Here is a 20574-nt window from a genome sequence, read left to right on the forward strand (position 1 = left end):
GCGATTAGTTACGGGGGGGGGGACGACACAGGTCTCTCCTCCTACCCTCCGTTTGGAGGAGAAATGAAAAATAAAATTCTAACAATGGCCGTTATTATAACGATGGCTGCTCTGACCATTGTAATGATTCCGTCTAATGAATCTGATGCAGACACTGGCGGAACATTCACTGTTGGTGAAAACACGTTCAATTCACTATCAGAGTCCATTGACAACCTAGGTTCTAACGATAAAATCGTGATGAATGGAAATGTGACTTTAGACTCAGTGGTTGTTGTTGACAATCAAAGTTTTACGCTGAACCTGAATGGATTCACTCTGACTGGACCCACTGCCGAGAATAATGAAGGAACCATTCTGGACATCAAAGGTGATTCTTCAATCTACATAACTGGTAATGGGGCTCTTGTAAACCAATCCTTTGGTTCAGCAGGGACTTCTAAAAATCTCAATGACGCTAGTTGCATAATAGATGTTCGTGCCAATTCAACACTAGTCCTTGAAAACGTAAAAGTGGATGCCATGGGATACGGCGTCGGAGTATGGACTGATGGGGAACTTCAAATCAAAAACGCGAATATTATCGCTGGAACCTCAGCAGTAGCTGGAAATGGTACAAATTCTAATGCAACCATATCCATATTCAACGGATATTTTGAATCTGAGAATTCAGCAGCAGTTTTCTTTCCAAGCTCTGGCGAACTAACAGTGACAGGCGGAGAATTTGTGGGAAAAACAGGTTTTGACTTACGTGGAGGAACATGTTCTATAGATAATTGTTCAATCAAAACCAGTGGATCGATTGACACTAATAAAGAAGAAAATGACGGCCCGGTTGCCTGGGGATTCGGAATAGTGGCGTTCAACATGCCGGGCTACGGAAACAACGATGAAAACATCTCCTTGACAATAGGTGATAATGTCACCATCAACACTTCTGATATCTCATCTGATTTATACGTAGGTGGGTATCCCGAATTTGAGGGTGACGACAGATCATTCTCAGCTCCAGTGACATATGATCCGTCTCATGATATGATAATCAACACACCTCAGGTGAAATTCACAGTTGATAAAGACAGCGCCTATCTTTCAGGAAACCTTAATGCCGACTTTAAAAACGGTACTCTTCAACTTAAAAGCGAGATGAGAGTTCTCGGATCCAATACTCTCGAGGTTAAAGAAGGACAGACCTTCGATCTTTCCAACTGCAGATTAGCATTTGCGTTAGGAGAGATTTATAGCAACGGCAATGTAATTGCATCACCAACTGATGCAACCACATTTATTAATTCTAACACCGGACTCTCTATTTTTTCACAATCAGGCAATTTTGGCAATAACCATTCAGCGAAACTCACATTGGATGGAGATATTGTTCTAGAAAAAACAGTAACCCTCTCGTTTGTAGGTACAATGGACCTCAACGGGCATATCATTTCATGTTCTGCAAACACGCCAATAGCTACCAACACTCAGACCCTGATTGATACAGGGGAGGAAAAGGGTAAGATAGAATATACGGGCAGTGCGAACAATGTTGCCGCATTGAATATTCTTGGAACTGCCATCTTGGATGGCATTTGTGTGGAATCCACTGCATATGGAATTGCAACAACATTCGATAACGCCAACGTGTCTATTTCCAACGTTGATGTGAAGGCCGTTGGACCAGCACTTGCGTCGAACGGAACATTGTCAGGAACATCAATGAAAATTGACAGCGGAAATTACATTAGCACAGGATCGGTTGCAGTTTACATACCTAACGGGGACTTCGACCTGTCTGGTGGAACATTCACAGGTTTATCTGGACTGCAGGTTTGTGGAGGAAGCTTATCTGTTTCTGGCGATGTAGAGGTCAATGCAACAGGGGTTGAAGAAGAAAAGAAAGAGAACGACGGGCCTGTAGTGGATGGCGCTGCACTGTCTGTCATTAACCGCAATGGTGCATACCACATAGAACATATAACAGTAAACGGTGGAAAGTTCAATTCTTCGTCTGGAGTTGCAGCAAAAGCATATTCCTTGGACGGAACCACGATTTCTGACTGGAACACTCCTGCCGAATCAACGATCACCATCATGAACGGAAACTTCCAAGGAGATGTTTCCAAAGATCTGTTGGGTGAAGGGCTGGAGATTGGTGACAATGGGGACGTCGTAGGTAAGGAGGGTGTCGTATTCGATGTGACATCGGACCAATTCCTCGACAATGCCGAATATAATGACCGCACAGTGACATTCGAGCTCACCAGAGATTACCGCATCACGGGCAACCACATCGTCTATTTTGAGAACCTGGACGTTAAAGACTACGATTCCATCATCATAAACGGGAACGGGCACACAATCTACGGGGAGCTTTGGTTCGACAGCACATTCCAGAGTGAGGAAAGCGCGAACTACTCAGTATCCATCCAAGGGCTGACCCTCGACGGATCGGTGTTCGGAACCGGGAACGTATACGACGGAGAAGATGCCAACAACGGCTACGGTATAGTCATCATGAACCAGAGACCGGCAGTGGACGACCCTCGCATCGTGGACTTCTCCATCACCGACTCCGAGATCAGGAACTACGGCTCCAAGGGGATCTACATCCATACGGTGTCCGATGTCCTCATCTCTGACGTTCTGATCGAGAACTGCGCCTTCACACCCCATTGGCAGACATGGGGTGAGGATCCAGAATCTGACAGCCTGAAGTACTATGACAGAGGGGACTACGCAGTGGACATCGATGTCACCGGGGTCGAATGCAACAGCATCACTATAAGGGATGTCACTTTCAAGGGAACCTCCGGCTCCCTTGCCGCCCTGAAGATCGCTCAGCGCGGCGGTGCCGGTGACGACCCAAACGTCTGGGGCGACGCAACTATCTTAGGTGTGACGATGGATGGACTCGATTTCTCGGATTCCTCTGCTCCCAGGGATATCGTTCTCGGAAGCGAACCCAACATCACTGGAGACAACCAGGAAGAGCTCAGGGACTACAACTCGGCGTTCCCGATCGACCTGACTGCATATGGAGAGACATCTCTGTCTATCTGGGGAAGTGACAGGCACGGAGACGAGAACCTCAGTCTGGCCCTCTCCGATGGGTCCAGAGTCCGTTCAACAGGGAATACAGACGAAAACAGAGAGTCCGGAAGAATCTCGATAGAACTGATATCCGGAACCGCCCGTGTATCCGGCGTATTGGGGCCCAACATGTCCTTTACGGCCGATGAAAGCGCAGTAACCTTCGCATCGGATTTCGTGGATAGAAGCGGGGGAGGGCTCAACATCCACGAATCCGAAGCTCCTCCGTACAATCCGGGCTGGAACGATGACGACGACTATGTTCCGCTACCCCCGGTAATCTATGAGGAACCTGAACGCGACAACACGACAGAAATCGTCGCCTGCGCCGCGGCTGCTGTGGTCGCGGCACTGATGGCAGCATTCCTGATTCTCGAGCGCAGAAGGAACTGAACAGCAACCTGAGAAACCGCTTTCCCATGGCACGGGGGTTGGTACCGTGCCCATCATGATTCTACATCTTCGGTAAAAACCACATTTCCTCGACACATAAACCCGATGCCATCGTTAGCGATCCTATGGATACGAGAAGCACACTATGTGAATTATATATGTTCTATATATTGAACATCACTGAACACTACATTACAATTTAAGAGGATAAGAGCATATTACGTGTCGCAGATTTTCACGGATGGGGGGGGGGGCGACCCAGGTCGATCCCCCCTACGTCCCTCCGTGCGGAGGAAGCATGAACAGTATAACGAAAGCAATAGCACTGCTTGTCGTGCTTCTGACAGCAACAGCGGGAGTTGCCATGATGGCGGACTCCTCTGATGCTGCCCCAGCAGACATACAGGAACCGGTGCCCGCTTCGAATCCCGAAGCCGGGACCGCTATCGCAAAAGTGGACGGAACACCCTATACGGACTTCGAAGTCGCCGTCGACGCAGCGATATCTTCCAATAAAACGTTGACCCTACTGAACGACTACCAGATTACTAATCTGAACCTGGACGCCGAAAGCGTTACCATAGACCTCAACACAAAGATCCTATCTTTCGAGAGGATCAAGCTGATCAACGCATCGTCACTGACCTTCGAGAACGGAACACTCAACGGACTGTACATCGGAGCGGCCAATGAGGCATCCATTGCCGTAAACACGGGATGCTCTGTGACGCTCAACGATGTGAACTACTACACCAAAGCCACGGGACTGTTCCCGAGTGGGGACGCTGCCTCCGTCACAGTCAAGAACGGATCTGTTGTCCATGCAGTCGGATTCTGCATCGGGACCAACGCCGGTTCGAGCTCCAACTACTATGTTGACATAAAAATCAGTGATTCGGGAATCTACGCGGATTCCGACTCCAGTGCCGCTGGAACAGCCGTATTCTACAACGTCCCGGGATCCCTGACGATAACCGACAGCACCGTCCAGGGATACTTCCACGGGGTCATCGTGAGAGGCGGAACGGCCGTGATATCCGGATCCACGATCACGAACACGATGAACCTCTCCGGCTGGGAGACATACTATGATTCCGAGCCCTGGGGGACCGGGAACTCCATCAAACTCGGCGCACTGGTCCTCGGGAACAGGGACAACGCATCCTACAACTATCCCACGGACGTCACCCTCATCGACACCGACGTCATCTCTGACGGAACATACGGCGCGAACTACTCCGCGGTGTACATGTGGGCCAATCCCGATCCCGAGAACGGTGTCAACCTCGTGTACGATTCGGCCTGCACGTTCAGCAACCTCAACTCCACGACCAACGACCTGTTCTTCTACGGAAACAACGGAGCCAACATCACCGCCGGACTCGCGGTGGCCCAGGCCGGGGACAGGATCTACAACAGCCTCCAGGCGGCCATCGACGACGACAACGAGGAGATCACCCTGGTCGGCGACACCAAGGAGAACGTGGTCGTAGACGGACAGACTGTGACTCTGGACCTCAACGGCAAGACGGTCACCAACGTCGACGACCACACCATCACGGTGAAGTCCGGGGAGCTCACGGTAAAAGGCAAGGGTACAGTCCAGAACCTCACCCACCAAAAAGCCGCCCTCGCAGCATACCCCGGCACCAAGGTGACCCTCAACGGCGGAACCTTCGACAGGACCAACGAGACCGGCACCGGCCCCGACACATCCGGGAACAACTCATGGTACACCATCAAGAACCACGGTGACATGACGATCGACGGAGCCACCGTGAGGAACGGTGGCGGGTTCTCCAGCTGCATCAACAACGGCTGGTACAGCGGCTCCGCCCAGGGCACCCCAGGCAACAACGACCTCGCGGTCTACGCAGGCACCAACGCGAAGCTGACCATCGTCAGCGGGAAGATCGACGGCGGACTGAACGCCGTCAAGAACGACGACTACGGAGAACTCCTTGTACAGGGAGGAGAGCTCACCAACTCGGTCCAGGCGACCATCCTCAACTGGAACATCGCCACCATCGAGAAGGGTACGTTCAGCGCCACGAGCGATGCCAAAGCGGTCATCCTCAACGGGAAGATCGACGGCACCATGGACAAGGGCCAACTGACGATCTCCGATGGAACGTTCTCCGGCCCTGTCGGAATCCAGATGATGTCCGGAGGCGTCGGCATCGGAGACGTGACCATCACCGGCGGCACGTTCAACATCTCATCGGACAACATCATCGACCCCCTGACAGGCACGGAGACGAACGTCCAGGTGTCCGGGGGCTCGTTCTCGGACGACAGCGTCCTGGCATACCTCGTCGAGGGGAAGGGACTCGTCGAGAATGGAACGATGTTCGATGTCGTGGACGTCCACACCGTCACATACACGTTCAACGACACCACTTACATAGAGAAGGTCATCAGCGGACAGACGGCCACACAGAACACGATTCCGGCTCTGCCTACGCTTCCTGAAGGATGCGAGTATGATTTCGGAGAGTGGGATAAAACGGCCCCCGTCACAGAAGACGTCAGCGTCTCGGTGAAGGCCGAGATCACATCCCTGACGGTCGCCATCGGCACATCCACCGTTGATGGGGTTACAACACTTACTGCGACTGTGGACTCCACCGCGAGCGGCACTCCGGCGTACACATGGTCCTCCGGAGAGGCCACGGAGAGCATCACACCGTCTGTCGGCGGAACCTACGACGTCACCGTGACCCTCACCGTCACAAGCGGCGATGTCACCGTCACCGGAAAAGCGAACGCATCGGTCACCTACACACCTTCCGAAAGCGGAAGCACCACCACGACCACCACGAACCCCGACGGTTCCACCACCACTGTGGAGACCGACTCCGACGGTTCGGTCACCGAGACGACCACCAAGACTGAGACCACGGAAACTGGCAACGAGATCACCACGGTCACCACGACCGGGAGTGATCCTTCCGGAAGCCAGACGACCAGCTCAACAGAGGTCACCATAGAGGCCGCTTCCGGAACTTCTGGAAGCGTCTCACTGCCCGAGGAGGATGTTAACTCCGTCATTGAAAGCATAGCCTCTGCCGGCACCACCACCAACACGATCTCCGTCAACATCGGAGAGAACGACACCGTCACGATGGGTTCCGCCGCGATCTCCGCCATTGCAGAGTCCAACGCGGTGCTCGAGATCTCCAATGAAAACGCGACCGTCGTCGCCGACGGCGATGTTATCGAGACCCTCTCCACAGGAGACGTCTCCATCACGGTGGGCTCGGCAACCCATGACAACCTGAACGAATCGCAGCAGCAGTCCGTGCCAGAGAACTCAACAATCGTCGAGCTCTCAGCCACTGTGGGAACAAGTCCCGTCCACGATCTGAACGGAACCGTGGAGGTCACCATGACCTACACACTCCCGTCCGGGATCGATGCGGACGATGTGATCGTGTTCTACGTCGACGACGACGGTGCGCTCCATCAGATGAGAACAGTGTACGCCGAAGGAATCCTGACGTTCTACACCACCCACTTCTCCTACTACTTCGTGGGAGACAGGTCCATGATTCCCTCTGTGGATCCGGAGCCCTCTCCCGGAGAGGACGACCAGCCCGTGGTCGTCCCGCCGGTGGATGACGATGACGACTACGTCCCGCTTCCGCCGATCGTCGACACCGACGGATCCGGATCATCCGGCGGAGACGACACCGTAAAGATCGTCGCCTGCGCCGCCGCGGCTGTGGTGGCAGCGCTGATGGCAGCGTTCCTCATCATCAGCAGAAGGGATTGAACGGAAACCTGAATAACCTCTTACCCCCGGCACAGGGGTTCGTACTGTGCCATTCCCCTCTTCTTCAAGATATACTATAAATCATTTAGAGCATATTCCACGTCCAAAGATTTTCGCGGGGGGGGGGGACCAGACCCTGGCTCAACCCTTCGCCCTCCGACAAGGAGAAGAAATGAAAGAGAAAATACTGACCATCGCTGCGATTTTGGCTGCGGTGGCAATGATCGTTCTGTCCGTTCCGGCATCCGAAGTCGAGGCGGACGAAGCTAATCCGTTCACAGTCGTGGACGGAACGGACTATCCTACACTCGGTGACGCGTTGACCAACGTGTCCAATGCGGGCACTATACAGTTGAACACCAACGCAACCTTCATCGCCGATGATAAGCTGAACATAAACAAGTCAGTGACCTTGGATCTCAACGGATTCACATTGACGACATCCACGACCCTTACCGTCGCCAAAGATATGACTTTAACAATTGAAGACAGCAGTGCCGAAGGCACGGGTCTGTTCTCCACGTCGAAGCAGTACGCTATCGACGTCTACGGAACCTTGAAATTGGAGTCCGGCAACATGGAAAGCTCCGCTGATACCATCATCAGGGTATATGGAAGCGGTGCATTCGAGATGACCGGAGGAACCATAGAAGGTTCCAAGGGACAGGGAGTTTTCGTGATGGGCTCAGCCACCATAACTGCCGGAACCATAGGTGCAACTGAAACGGCAAACTCCTCTTACGCCGCCCTCAAGCTTTCCACCAATGGCAGTGCAACTATCGGTACGGCCGACACATCCCCATATCTGTACTCTCTGAATCCCAACGGACTTGATGTCATGATGGTCTCGGGTATCGTTGGAAAGGTCAACGGAGACTTCGGCGCTGACAGCCAGTTCAACGGCGGCAAATTCGAGAGCTCTCCTGAGAATTATCTCCCCAGTAAATACGCCGCCCAGTCGGACAGTTCCGGTTATTGGATCGTAGTTCCATTCACCGATGACCACGCCAAAGCCTCAATCACGAAATCCGACGGAACCGTCAATCTGTACCCCACCCTCATTAGCGCCGGAAAGGCCATGGAGAGCGGCGACACTCTGACACTGCTTGAGGATTACAAAGGAGACAGAGTGGTCACCGTCAACATCTACTACGGTACCATCGACCTCAACGGGTGTGATGTTACCTGCACGAAGACTGGGACATCCGGTTACGGAATCAACATAGCAAAGGGAACCGGCACCTATGATTCCTCGAACACGAACACCATAGTCATCACATCCGATACAGAATCCACCATCGAGGCAAGCTACCCCGTATCGATCAGCAGCGGGAACAGCAAAAACTCTGTCTACATAAAGGTCGAAGGCAGTGTCACACTGGAATCCACAGAAGGAAGAGACCTAATCAAGCTGGGTTCTGGCTCCTCTGCCCTGTTCACAGAGAACATCAGAGACTGCTTCGTCAACGGGGGATTCGTCGCAACCGTAAATGATGTGGAGTACGTCTACGGCACAGCCTCAGCCGCGCTCAGAAACAGCGACGACGGCTATGCTAAGATGCTGAACAACTACACGGGCAACATCGTACTCGATTCTCCCAGAACCTACACTCTCGATCTTGACGGCTACACCGTCACATACAACACCACCATCGACCCTGACAATCTACAGGCCGCCGTCACAATCTACGGCGAGACGACACTCACAATAAAGAACGGGAAGATTGAGACCAACGTTTCTGGAATCGCTCCAGGGCTGGTACACAGCGGTGGCACCATCGAGAACAACGTGTCGCTGACTCTGGACAACGTCCAGCTGACCGCGGACAACATGTATGCAATATACAGCAACGGAACCTGCGAGAACATCCAGGTCAAGGTCATCAACGGCTCAAGTGTGGTCTGCACATCGTCCACAGGCGTTGGAATCTACTTCCCTGCAGAAGGCTCCCTGACCATCACAGATTCCACAGTCAAGGGAGGAACCGGAATCGAAGTCCGCAAGGGCTCCCTGGAGATATCCGGAGATAAGACCGTCATCGAGGCCACCGCCTCGAAATATTCCGTACACGAAACCCCTGACGGGGGAGGAAGCACAGTCCTCGGTGCTGCGGTAGCGATCTCCCCGTACAGCGGAATCGATTCGATGAGCGTCGACATCTCCGGTGGAACCTTCACCGGCGCGGTGGCGTTCGCACAGGCACATGCCGATGAGGAAACCGTCATGCCCACTTTCGACTTCTCCATCAGCGGAGGAAGTTTCACATCCACCGGGAAGGACGTGAACAGCGATACATACCCCGCCATAGTAACCGAGAAGGGTGAGGTCACTGGAGAATTCATCTCCGGGGGCTCGTTCTCGGACGAAAGCGTCCTGGCATACCTCGTCGAGGGGAAGGGACTCATCGAGAAAGGAACGATGTTCGATGTCACGAACATGTATACGATCACATACACGTTCAACGAAAAGGAGTACACGGAGACTGTCCCTGAAGGCTTTGCCCCCAGCACTGATGTGCTCCCCGAGCTCCCGGCAGGTTGCGTGTACGACTTCGGGACATGGGACAAAACCGCCGCCGTCACAGAAGACACCAGCGTCACCGTGACGGCCGAGATTACCGAACTGTCCGTGACGATATCCGTTTCGGTTGAGGACGGCACCACTTCACTCAGGGCGATTGTCGAGTCCTCTGCGAGCGGCGAGACGACCTATGCCTGGAGCAACGACGAAGACAAGGAAACCATCACCGTTACGGAGAGCGGAGAGTATACCGTCACAGTCACTCTCACAACCACTTCTGGAGAAATCTCGGTCTCCGGCATTGCGACTGCGAAAACGACATACACCGCTACCGAGAACGGAGGTTCCAGCACGACCACTGAGAACTCCGACGGGTCCAAGACGGAGACCGTCGTCGAAGAGGACGGATCCATGTCAGAGACCACCGAGAAGAGCGAGACCACAACATCCGGCAATACCGTTACGACGGTCATCACCACCGGGAAGGACTCCTCCGGAAAAGAGATCGAAAGCACCGCATCCGCCACAATCGATGCGACTCGGTCTCAGACTGGAGATATCGTTGATATCCCTGTAGGAGACGTCACCGTAGCGGTCGAAAGCATCAAATCTGCTAACGACAAGACCGTCTCGATAAGCATCGGTAACAACGACAAGGTAACTATCGCCCCCGAAGCGATGGAAGCCATCTCCTCATCCGAAGCGAAACTGGAGATCTCCAACGATACGGCGAAGATTGTGGCGGACAAGACCGTCGCAAACACGCTCGCCTCTGACCAGAGTGTCTCCATATCCGTGAGTTCCGCTGAACACGCCGACCTGAATGACACTCAGCAGCAGTCCGTTCCCGAGAATTCCACGATCATCGAGCTTTCAGCCACTGTAGGATCTGACCCGATCCACGAACTGGGAGGAACGGTGGAGGTCCACATGAAATACAGCCTCCCCGAAGGGATCGATGCGGACGATGTGATCGTGTTCTACGTCGATGATGAGGGTGTGCTGCATGATATGGTGACCAAGTTCGCTGACAACATCATCACGTTCTTCACGAACCACTTCTCCTACTACTTCGTGGGAGACAGGTCGATGATCGTGCCAGAGGATCCAGAGCCGTCTCCGGGTGAGGATGACACCCCTGTAGTCGTTCCACCCGTTGATGATGAAGATGACTACGTCCCACTCCCCCCGGCCATCGTCGAAGAACCGGGATCGTCGGATGATGACACCGTGAAGATCGTCGCCTGCGCCGCCGCGGCTGTGGTAGCAGCGCTGATGGCCGCGTTCCTTATCATAAGCAGAAGGGACTGAACAGAAACCTGAGAAACCGCTTACCCCTGGCACGGGGGTCAAACCGTGCCTTTCTCAGCTCTCATGGAATCTGTTGTATATCCCTTGGATTAATCGCATTCCCATGTCCAGGCACAGACGTCGCAGGCCGAGGTTCTCGGAATCCCGCGCAACGAGAGAATGGCTACGGATGGTGGAATACGAGGACAGGAAGATCGAGGAGAACATCCTGGCTATCCTCGACTCCACGGACGATGATTCCGTGCCGTCTTTCGAATTCGTGATCTCTGTCATCCCCAATCTTGAACTCGCATCAGAGACCATGGATATCATCGAGGAGATGGACTACTGCGGGGAATGGCCATAGGAGGGAGACCGTCACAGCAGGATCACTCAAGCTCGTCCTCACAGTACTGAGTCAGGAAACTGATCTGTCTCGTCAGCGCGATACAGACGAACTCGGAGAAACCGTAGCCCCTGTCGGGATAGATGTCAGTGATAGCGTCGAACAGCTCCTCCGGGACCTCGACCTCTATGCGACCCTGTTCGGGACTGAAATTCTCGTAATCCTTGTACGACTCCATCCACGTCTCCAGCTCACCGTCGTACCCTTTGTACGTGTCGAGGAAGAGCGAGCGCACCGCGTGCAACACCAGGTCCTTCTCGTTCAGGAACAGACCCGTTTCCCCGGTGTAGAAGGCTACGTCCGCGGCGAGCAGACGCGGCACTGGCATCGCGATGATCTTGGTCTCCGACATCTCGCCACTCATGGCATTAACAGAATTTAACTGCAACGTGCATTTTTAAGATGATGGATGAATCCGGTAGTACGAAGTACTGCTCATCCGTCGTTCTCCAACCACCTGCGGTAGAAATCCAGGGCGTAGTCCACGATCTCGGCACGGTCGAAGAATCCCGTCGCCATCAGACCTTCCATCACGTACTGGTTCACGCGGACCGACTTCTTGATCGCCTCTCCACGGGGGATCTTCGTCACACCCTTGACCCTGTCCCTCATAATGGAGTCGAAGTAGAATCCCATGGCGTAGTCCACCACGTCCGAGAACGACCGGAACCTCCCCTCGGAGACCTTCGTCTCGCACCATTCGTAGAGGTCCGGACGGACGTAGACGGTGAACGGACTCGCCATGTTTTACAATCCGTGTATGGCTATTTAATTGTAGGTTTGGAACGTACATGTTTAGTTTAAAACATGGTCTGTACCTACGATTGTAATAATAATACATACAAAAGTAGGCTTTAAATAATTTGGACTTCAATCTCTAGTTCGCAGACTGATGTGAACTGCATCGGAGGATGTGGAAGCATGAGATGTTTAGGAGAATGAAATGTCAGACCACGAAGCAACGGGAACATACATGAACAGCTGGGAGCACCAGACGGACATCGAGACCCTCAGGATCTTCCTCGAGAACCAGGGCTCCTCACCGGCAACCATCGACCGCTACGTCCAGTACTCCAACCACTGCCTGAAGGTGCTCGGCGGAAGGATATCACCGAGGGATGACTGCACGATCGTGCAGGAGGAGCTTGAATCCAGGATGTCCGAGCTGAAGCCTCTGACCAGGCAGCGCTATATGAGCGCCTGGCACATGTTCGTTAGAGCAGTGGATTCCGGCCGTCCGGAACCCGGCCCGACACCGTATCACCTGACCTCGGACTTCGACTCCGACCTCGAGCGCTACCGCGCGTGGATGGTCGGATTCGGCTACCGCGAGGAGGCGACCGTCAAGAGCGCCAGGTGCGTCCGCCACTGCTGGAAGCTCATGTTCCCGATATTCGGTGACCGTCATCCCGAGGATGTGGATGAGGACGTCATCGAGAGACTGGACTTCGAGATGGCCGGCAAGAACTACGCTCACCGCAAGTTCAACCTGTGCTCCCTCGGCAGGTTCGTGCACTTCATCACCGGCGGACCCGATCCGTACCGTCAGCTGACGGTACCCGAACGCCAGACGGATTACTCCAAGTACATCCTGACCATCATCCGTGGGAACCCCTTCGAGGGGGAGCTGGAGAACTACGCGAGATCCCTCTACCAACGCGGGATGCGTGACACCACCGTGTCCAACAAAGTCGACTACTGCATGGCATGCATCTCCCGCCTCTTGGGGAGCGGATGGAACGGGAGGCTGGAGAACATCATCCCCGACGACATGTACTACCTCCGGGACCTCTTCGAAGACGTGAACCAGTCCACAGCGAGGACATACATGTCCACATTCGGGAACTTCATCCACTTCCTTACTGGCAGCAACCCTTACGAGGCAGCGAAGATCGTGTGGAACAAGGGTCAGAAGGTCAACCGTGTCTTCATCCAAACAGAGGAGTGGAGGAGACTCAAGTCCGTCGCTGAACCGGACGAGATGCTGGTTCTTGCCCTCGGCGCCGCAATGGGCCTCCGCCGTGCAGAAATCGCCAATTTGAAACTGAACGATATCTCCGAGGACTCCATCCTGGTGCGCGGCAAGGGTCACGGCCCTAACGGCAAGGTGGACACGATGCCTATGCCGAGGATCGTCAGGGAGGCGATGGAAGCGTACATGCCGATGAGACAGAGAATAATCGACGAGTACGGCGACAACTCCCACGGCCACCTTCTGATCAGACGTTTTACCTACGCAAGCGAGCCAATCCCGCCAGACACTATCGGGGACATGGTCTACCGCCTCGGTAAGAGGGCGGACGTGGAGGTGACCACACACAGCCTCAGGAGGCTGTTCGCGACGACAATGAACGATAACGGTGTAAAACTAGACACCATACGTCGCATGATGCGTCATCAGTCCCTGGACACCACTCTGAAGTGCTACATAAACGCCGATCCAAGACTGGTAAAAAGCGCCACGGACTGCATCGACGAGGCCCTCTGAGCCAATTTAAACCAAAACCCCGGCGCATGTCGGGGTATTTTATATTCCGTCCGTCAATTCACTATCAGCGAGACGATTGGATCTCGTCGATGTTCTAGAGGCATGGGATGCGCCTCGAAGACGCGGATGCACTTCGCATCCGTGTTCTCCGTCCATTCCGTTGTTTCCATGGCCATCGGCATGCTGAAATGGCTCGTCGATACCGACAAGTCCATTTCGGTCGTCGAACATAATAACAATGGATGTATCTGGAGATATATCGGATTAACTGAGTAAACTCTAGATGCACAATCGTGAACACTTGGACTGAACACAATTACGTGTTAGGTTCGGGTGTTCACAATTTTTGAATGAACGGATTTTACACGACGAAGATCGTCAAAACATATGTCAATACAGAAAATACGGCTTTCTGGATGAACACCAGGCAAACAACCATAGGATTGAGATTAGCTAGGTCCTATATTGTCTAACTGACAGTTTCACATCGACTGTTAAACACTATGAAATGCTCAAAGAACACGAAGTCATCTCTTCAAACAATTCCTATTCGTTCGTGATTGTTCTGGCGACATCTAGACAATGATACTCATAATCTTCGTAGGCTCTTCATTCAGCTCCACTGATATGAGCCGAGACCTCTGGGCTGGCACCGTCATCCGTACTTGGAACGTCCGTCATTTCCGAGGACAAGCTCTATATGTTCTTGAAGATGCGTTCTACGGTGGATCCTTTGAGCTTGTCACCCGCCTTTTTCGTGAACTCCTTCACACCGAGAACTCTAACCTCATCGTAATAGAGCGTGTTGTTGGCAGCGTCCTTCTTACCATTGTAACGTTTCAGACAACTGGAAATAGGCACGCTCATGGCATTTGCGCTCAGTGCCGCGGTGATATCATCGCGGACATCCTGCGACACTACCCAGAGAACTTTTTTCTCTGTAGGATTCCTCTTCACGAAACCGTTGAAGAAATATAGTGATTCCATCGCCTTACACGGCAGTTGCTCTATGATTTCCTTCAGTTTATGTTCTGTCCCCAGAGACTTGAACTCTATGAAATACGTGGTTTTTCCACTGATACAGATGCAATCCACACTGCATGGCCTGAATCCGCGACCCTTACAGGCCCTCGCGACTACATGATCATAGTCTATGCCTACAATCCCTTCATCCAATTCTGAGAAATCATCATGGAGATCGTCAGAGAGGAGCTTAACAGGTTTCACGTCACCGGCTTCCAGATACCACTAAGCAGTACTCATCACCAGAACCTCGAAGCAGTCTCCTGTATAGGGTCGGACATCTCCTGGTAGACGCTGTTCAGATTTCCACTGACATCCCTCATAACTACCTCTCCGTCATCTCCATAGGAAAGATGATAGTACCGGGCAAGATCATCGTCCCCTCTACTATTTGCTTCCACGGACATAAGCAACTGTGGACTGTGCGTGGTCATAATTATCCTGATGTTGAGGTCACGAGCCAAGATAACCAGAATGTTGCCTAGGACGTTGATCCATTGCGGGTGGAGATGGACCTCTGGTTCGTCCAGTAACAGGATCGAGCCTTCGTAGAGCTGTCCGTTGTCCACGAGCTTGCGGATAGTTCCAAATACCTTGATGCCAGACGCAACATTCCTTGGACTTAGAATATGCCCCCCGGGCGATTTGTATCTCAGACCGTTCTTGGTGTTGATGAACATTCCTGGAATGGATTCGTCCATGACCTTGTCCAACTTCTCTAAGTTAGAACGGTACGTCCCTTTCATTATGATGTTGCCTGAGTCCATGTTGAGCAAACGCCACACGTCCGTACGGTGATTGGTACGCCTGATAGACCATATCAGGCTATCATCGACGTTGAAAGGGGAGTCAAAATATACGACGCGAGGTATGCGCCTCCTGTTTCCCTTGCAAGAGATCTCACCTCTCTTGCGAACGTTGCAGGACATCGAAGGCCCCCCTGTGATGCTTACCGAGGCAATATTCTCTGAATCGACATTCCTGAATTGAGAAACGCTCTCAAACTCTGAATTGATTCTTCTACGGACGATTTTTCCATAAAAGTCGTCGTCCACTTTACCTTCTTTCAAATCGATAGCATATTCCAGGCTCTGCTTGTCCTGCTTATCTTCATCATCAATATGCTTGCGTAAATAATCTATGATTTCAAGATACTCGGATTCATCGACATCTCCGAGTAGACGGCTCCGATCCTCATCCGAGTGCCTGAACATTAGCAAATCCAAGGTCTCATCGATCTGATTGTTCTTGATGAGTTCGAAATCGCTCGGACACACCAATACCGAGTACAGAGCCTTAAGTATGGTGCTCTTGCCAGTGCTGTTCTGCCCGGAAATGACTGTGATGTTCCCGGCTATGAACTCAACTTTGCTCAGGCAACCGACATTCTTTATCGAGACCTTCATCGATATCTGAGCATAGCATCGTAGTCGCGGATATTATGGTATCGTACAAACATTCGATATTATAGGAAACGTTGAGAGAACGAATAAGAATTAAAAATGTGAAATTCAAGAACTTCAATAAACATACCTTGATTCCGATGGTTTTCCAATCTCCAAAATATCGGTTTTTTATACTTCTCCCGTCAATCTACCATCAGCGAGACGATTGGATCTCGTCGATGTTCTAGAGGCATGGGATGCGCCTCGAAGACGCGGATGCGCCTCGCATCCGTGTTCTCCGTCCATTCCGTTGTTTCCATGGCCATCGGCATGCTGAAATGGCTCGTCGATACCGACAAGTCCATTTCGGTCGTCGAATGCCATACTACTCCAGAGAGCCTGGGTGTCTATAAAACACTCGCCAGACCGTCAGGAACCGCTTCGTACCTTGACGAGCACGGCGTTCAGCCAGACGGTGCCGCGGGAATCGGAGTTCAACCAGACGTCCTCGGCCGGGAGCCCAGCATCCCCCGCCATCCTGACGAGTCCATCCACGGTCATGTCCGTGTACCAGCGTCCGTCACGGATCCCCTCGAAGGTACCCTCCTTGAACGACACGTAGGCCGCCCCGCCCTTCCTGAGGGCCCTGCAGATCAATCCCAGGACGACGGGTATCTGATCAGCCTTCAGATGGAGCAGCGAGGCGCAGGCCCAGACGCCGTCGAACTCGTCCTCGTAGTCAAGCTCCAGGAAGTCCAGGCGCCTGACCTCCGAACCGAGATTGGACGATGCCACACGGCACATCCCCTCCGAACCGTCCACCGGCACCACCTCGCACCCTGTCTCCCTGAATGCGAGCGTGTCCCTGCCGGAGCCGCAGCCCAGGTCAAGTATCCTGGCGCCGGGATCGAGACGGGAGAGGAAGCGCCGCCTGATGTCGGAGACGTCGTTTCCGAAGGTGGATTCGGAGTATCCCTCCGGGTCCCCGTCGTAGAACGCCCTTGTGACATGTTCCATGCACCCGTATCTACGGCATTACACAAATCATCATATGCGGAGACCCCCTCGGAGACCCCATGACCGATGAGAGGCGCTCGTGCGTGGACTGCGGAACGAAGGGTTGCGACGGCAAGGGCGCGAAGCGCCCGGATTTCTGCCTGACCGACAACATGCCCGAGGGGCTCCTCGAGGAATCGCTGTCCCATTACGCCGAGGGCGAGGAGGCGGACATCCTCAGGACGGCCGCGACGGTGGAGCACGACGGATATCTCAGATGGTGCCGGGTGCAGGAGACGATCGAGTTCGCCAGGCGCATGGGCTATAGGAGGATCGGCATCGCCACTTGCGTCGGCCTCCTGAACGAGTCCAGGACCCTGGCCAGGATCCTCCGCTCCCACGGGTTCGAGGTGTTCGGCGCCGGATGCAAGGCGGGCATGGTACTCAAGACGGACGTCGGCATCGACCCCGAATGCTGCGAGGTCGGGCCCAACACATGCAACCCGATCCTCCAGGCGGAGGTCCTGAACCACGAGGAAACCGACCTGAACATCATGATGGGGCTCTGCGTTGGACACGACTGCCTGTTCTACCGCCATTCCGAGGCCCCCGTCACCACGCTTGTCGCCAAGGACAGGGTGCTGGCCAACAACCCCGCCGGGGCCCTGTACACCGCGAACTCCTACTACAGGAGACTCGAGGGCGACCGGTGAGACGCGTTGCGGAAACAACGAGCCCCTTATCTGCATCGGACCGCGTGATTACCGCATGGCCGGTAGACAATCAGTGACCGCACGCGAGAAGAATACCGTGGAGACCATGGTCGGCATGTACTGCCGCGGTGTCCACGGCATGAGGGACGGCCTGTGTCCGGAATGCTCCGAACTCCTCGGGTACGCCTTCGGCAGAATAGACTCGTGCCCGCTCCGCGACAGAAAGGTGAGATGCTCGAAATGCGAGATCCACTGCTACAGCCCCGAGATGCGCGAACGCATAAGGGCAGTCATGAGATACAGCGGGCCGAGGATGCTGACGCATCCGGTGATGGCCCTCAGGCACCTCCTCTCCTGAGGGAAGAACGGCCGCCGCCCGAAGGCGGCGTAATTTGTTTCTCAGGCCTTGATCTTCCTGACGGAGATCGCCAGGAAGATGATGCCGAGCACGATGGCGACGACGACCCAAATCAGGGCGTCGCCCAGGAGCTCGTTCGTGCTCCTGATGCCGTAGTTCTTGTACTCGTCGTAGGTGACCGTGACACCGTCCCCGAAGGCGCTCTCTGCGAAGGGCTCCAGGTCGGTGAAGATCTCGACGGACACGGGCTCGCCGCCGTCGCTCAGGTCGAACGCTCCGTCGGCGACGGTCAGCTCGGTCGAGGCGATAAGGATCTCCCTGATGCCGGAGCAGCCTGCGAACACGCCCTCGCCGATCGCAGTGACGGATGCGGGTATGTCGACCATGGTGAGGTTGAGCGAATGGTCGAAGGCCGCCGCGGAGATGCTTGTCACGCCCTCCGGGACCTCGTACGACGTCGCGGTGGAAGCTGCGGGATACTTCAGAAGAGCATTCCCTCCGTTTCCGAATAGAACACCGTCGACGGATGAGAACGCTGTGCTCCCTTCGGCGACATTGATCGTGGTCAAGGACGGACATGACTCCATGACACGGTCTCCAAGGGTCCTGAGGGACGCCGGGAGGGTCACGGATGCGAGCGACGGACAGTCCGCCAATGCAGAATCCCCGATTGAAGTCACGCCCTCGGGGAATGATATGGCGGTCAGACCTGTGGACTGGAACGCTCCCGTCCCGACAGTCTCGAGACCGTCCTCGGCGAAGTTGACCTTGGACAGCGAGGTGCATCCGGAGAACGCTCCGGCAGGGATGTCATCGATGCCAGTCGACAGAGTGACCTCTGTCAGTGATCTGCAGTCGGAGAAGGCGGAATCTCCGAGTGACGTAACACTGTCTGGAAGTTCGACGGTTCTGACACCGGAGGCGGAAAACGCGTTTGCGCCTATGGTGCGAACGGTGTCGGGTATGGCGATGTCCCTAAGGACCGTGCATCCGGAGAAGGCGGAATCGCCGATGGATGTCGTCCTGTCGGGGATGACGAACGACTCGAGAACGGAGCATCCGCTGAACACACTGTCCCCTATTGTGTGGTTGTTCGTCCCCGTGGGAGCCCACGTCACGGTCTTGAGCGAGGTGCATCCGGAGAATACAGATTCCCCAAGATTTCTCACCCCGGGCGAGATGGTCACTTCCTCGAGAGATGTGCATCCGGAGAAGGCGGAATCTCCGAGACTGGTCACATGAGAGCCCATGCTCACAGATGTGATGGCAGTTCCCTCGAACGCATTGGCACCGATGGTCACGAGAGCATCTGGCAGATTGATTGTCGACAGCTTGGAACCAGCGAACGCGCCAGCACCAATCGTCTCCAGAGAGCTGGGGAACGTAACAGTCGTCACTCCGGAACCAGAGAAAGCGTTGGCTCCTATCGATTCGATGTGAGTGGCCCTGGACATGTCCACTGTTGTGAGATTGGCCTTGTCCTTGAACGCCTCTGCCGATATGGATATGATTGTGTATGTCCTGTTATTGTAATTTACCGTGTCGGATATCGTGATCTCAGATGAATCACCCTCCCATCCGACCACGGTAACATTGGTTGTGCTGCTCCCGACTGTCTCGTACTGGAATCCTCCGGAGGTGAACTCCACCGCCGACGAGTCCTCCGACACGAGAGTCACCGCTACCAGAGCGATGACCGCCGCGAGCGCGATTGCCTTGATCGTCGTGTTCATGAGAATCTGGACGTGTAATCACGTGCGCGATATAGAACTGATGCGCCCTCGGTCGGCCTCGCGGCACCTGTCGAGGACGATCTCGTCCGCGTGGACGGAGTCGCCCATCCTCTTCGACATCATGCCAAGCTCCATCGACGCTGCATAGACGACCCCCATGGGCACCAGGCATGTCGCCGTCAGCGGGTCGCGGACTCCCTCCCTGTTGACTACGCTGTGCGCGAAGTCGATGACGTCCATCTCCGTCATCCTCGTCAGACGCTCCGCGTACCTCCTGACGTTCTCGCAGTCCGACTCGATGGAGACATCCAGGTCGCCGTCGTCCCTCCTTGTCACAGAGACCCTGGCGGTCCTGCTGCAGGTGTTCATGTTGACGTATATGACGGAGGTCATAGAAACATGACCTGCG

At 54.2% G+C, this 20574-nt stretch carries 14 protein-coding genes; 7 read left to right on the forward strand and 7 right to left on the reverse strand.

What is annotated here, in order from left to right; translation table 11 throughout:
• The first annotated feature begins 63 nt into the window (after positions 1 to 63).
• The 4 genes from JS82_06110 to JS82_06125 all read left to right on the forward strand — a co-directional run bounded on the left by JS82_06110 (position 64) and on the right by JS82_06125 (position 11430).
• The gene (locus JS82_06110; protein QHK17704.1) at positions 64 to 3477 is read left to right on the forward strand and encodes a hypothetical protein; all 3414 of its coding nucleotides are present in this window, start codon (positions 64 to 66) and stop codon (positions 3475 to 3477) included.
• A gap of 298 nt (positions 3478 to 3775) precedes the next feature.
• On the forward strand, positions 3776 to 7252 hold the full coding sequence (locus tag JS82_06115) for a hypothetical protein (protein ID QHK17705.1): 3477 nt from the start codon (positions 3776 to 3778) through the stop codon (positions 7250 to 7252).
• 172 nt (positions 7253 to 7424) lie between these two features.
• Complete coding sequence (locus JS82_06120; GenBank protein QHK17706.1) at positions 7425 to 11084, forward strand: hypothetical protein; 3660 nt, start codon at positions 7425 to 7427, stop codon at positions 11082 to 11084.
• A 103-nt stretch (positions 11085 to 11187) separates the two neighbouring features.
• A complete protein-coding gene (locus JS82_06125; GenBank protein QHK17707.1) occupies positions 11188 to 11430 on the forward strand; it encodes a hypothetical protein in 243 nt (80 codons plus the stop codon).
• 22 nt (positions 11431 to 11452) lie between these two features.
• Here the strand turns inward: JS82_06125 and JS82_06130 are convergent, their stop codons facing one another.
• On the reverse strand, positions 11453 to 11821 hold the full coding sequence (locus tag JS82_06130; GenBank protein ID QHK17708.1) for a hypothetical protein: 369 nt from the start codon (positions 11819 to 11821) through the stop codon (positions 11453 to 11455).
• Between the two features lie 83 nt (positions 11822 to 11904).
• The gene (locus tag JS82_06135; protein ID QHK17709.1) at positions 11905 to 12213 is read right to left on the reverse strand and encodes a hypothetical protein; all 309 of its coding nucleotides are present in this window, start codon (positions 12211 to 12213) and stop codon (positions 11905 to 11907) included.
• A 199-nt stretch (positions 12214 to 12412) separates the two neighbouring features.
• Between JS82_06135 and JS82_06140 the strand changes: the two genes are divergently transcribed.
• On the forward strand, positions 12413 to 13957 hold the full coding sequence (locus JS82_06140; protein QHK17710.1) for a tyrosine-type recombinase/integrase: 1545 nt from the start codon (positions 12413 to 12415) through the stop codon (positions 13955 to 13957).
• A gap of 696 nt (positions 13958 to 14653) precedes the next feature.
• Here the strand turns inward: JS82_06140 and JS82_06145 are convergent.
• From JS82_06145 to JS82_06155, 3 genes are all read right to left on the reverse strand, one after another.
• Complete coding sequence (locus JS82_06145) at positions 14654 to 15184, reverse strand: hypothetical protein (GenBank protein ID QHK17711.1); 531 nt, start codon at positions 15182 to 15184, stop codon at positions 14654 to 14656.
• Between the two features lie 35 nt (positions 15185 to 15219).
• Positions 15220 to 16386, reverse strand: coding sequence for an AAA family ATPase (locus JS82_06150; protein ID QHK17712.1), 1167 nt, complete (start codon positions 16384 to 16386; stop codon positions 15220 to 15222).
• Positions 16387 to 16794: 408 nt separating this feature from the next.
• Positions 16795 to 17382, reverse strand: coding sequence for a methyltransferase domain-containing protein (locus JS82_06155; GenBank protein ID QHK17713.1), 588 nt, complete (start codon positions 17380 to 17382; stop codon positions 16795 to 16797).
• Positions 17383 to 17441: 59 nt separating this feature from the next.
• Between JS82_06155 and JS82_06160 the strand changes: the two genes are divergently transcribed.
• Positions 17442 to 18074: a DUF1847 domain-containing protein gene (locus JS82_06160; protein QHK17714.1), complete on the forward strand. Its 633-nt coding sequence runs from the start codon at positions 17442 to 17444 to the stop codon at positions 18072 to 18074.
• Between the two features lie 55 nt (positions 18075 to 18129).
• Entirely contained in the window at positions 18130 to 18432 is a 303-nt protein-coding gene (locus JS82_06165; GenBank protein ID QHK17715.1) for a nitrous oxide-stimulated promoter family protein, read from the forward strand.
• A gap of 41 nt (positions 18433 to 18473) precedes the next feature.
• On the opposite strand, the gene JS82_06170 is transcribed toward JS82_06165, so the two are convergent.
• The gene (locus JS82_06170; protein ID QHK17716.1) at positions 18474 to 20165 is read right to left on the reverse strand and encodes a leucine-rich repeat protein; all 1692 of its coding nucleotides are present in this window, start codon (positions 20163 to 20165) and stop codon (positions 18474 to 18476) included.
• A gap of 18 nt (positions 20166 to 20183) precedes the next feature.
• Positions 20184 to 20558, reverse strand: a complete 375-nt coding sequence (locus tag JS82_06175) for a hypothetical protein (protein QHK17717.1) — start codon at positions 20556 to 20558, stop codon at positions 20184 to 20186.
• Between the last annotated feature and the right edge of the window lie 16 nt (positions 20559 to 20574).

The organism is Methanomassiliicoccaceae archaeon DOK (assembly GCA_009911715.1).
GTDB lineage: Archaea > Thermoplasmatota > Thermoplasmata > Methanomassiliicoccales > Methanomethylophilaceae > Methanoprimaticola.